The sequence below is a fragment of the Streptomyces sp. NTH33 genome (genome assembly GCF_003236365.1).
In the GTDB taxonomy this organism is placed as follows: Bacteria; Actinomycetota; Actinomycetes; order Streptomycetales; family Streptomycetaceae; genus Streptomyces.
In genome coordinates this window covers 1-825 of sequence record NZ_POTZ01001009.1, presented here as the reverse complement: position 1 = coordinate 825, position 825 = coordinate 1, and the positions used below count along the sequence as shown (strand labels likewise).

At 69.9% G+C, this 825-nt stretch carries 2 protein-coding genes; both read right to left on the bottom strand.

Features of this window, described 5'->3' with window-relative positions; genetic code table 11:
• Positions 1 to 355 (bottom strand): hypothetical protein (locus C1I97_RS38145; protein ID WP_258382951.1); only part of this gene is annotated, 355 nt, incomplete at its 3' end.
• Positions 352 to 825: transposase (locus C1I97_RS38140; protein ID WP_146608459.1), on the bottom strand; the 474-nt coding region annotated here is incomplete at its 5' end. The genes C1I97_RS38140 and C1I97_RS38145, both read right to left, overlap by 4 nt.

Here is an 825-nt window from a genome sequence, read left to right as displayed (position 1 = left end):
ATCCCTGGCGAACGAGTCGTCCCAGCCGGGAGCGGGTGACGTTGATCGAGGGCTCGTCGGTGGGCAGGCCGAGGTGTTCGTGCAGGTCGCGGACGCGGAACACCTTCTCGGGGTCTTCGTTGAAGGCAGTCACGATGCGCTGGTAGACGGTGGCGGTCTCCGCGGAGGCCGGTTCGTGGTCGGGCGGGGCGAAGCCGTCGATGACCTTGCGGGTGGCGGCGAGCTCGGCCAGGCGGGCCTCGGCCTCGGCGAGGGCGGTGGTGAGCCGCTCGATCTGCTCGCGCAGGTGGTCGGCTCGTGCGGTGGTCTCGTCGTGTTCGGCCTGCAGCAGCCGCAGGAGTTCGCAGACGTTCACGCGGCCAGCTCCACGTCGTCGCGCCAGGCGGGGGTGGGGGTGGTGAGGCGGCGGAGCATGCCGGCGGTGGAGGCCCAGTAGACGCGGGAGGCCGCGTTGTCGGGCCGGTGGTCATAGTCTCGGGCGAGGCGGCGGTGGAGCATGAGGGTGCCGTTGACCTGCTCGACCACCCACCGTTTCGGTTGCGGGACGAAGCCTTTGCCCTGGTCGTCGGGGTTGCGCCGGACGACCTCGACGGTGATGTCCTTCACCGCTCCGTGGATGATCACGGCGTCCTTGAAGCCCTGGTCGACCAGGGCTTTCTCCAGGCGCATCCCGCATCGTTCGGCCGCTTGGTCCAGCAGGGCGATGCCGGCCTCGTTGTCGTGTGCGCTCGCGGCCAGGACCACCACGCCGATGATCAGGCCCATGACGTCCACGGCGAGCCCGCGCTTGCGGCCGGGCGTCTTCTTGTTCGCATCCAGTCCCGT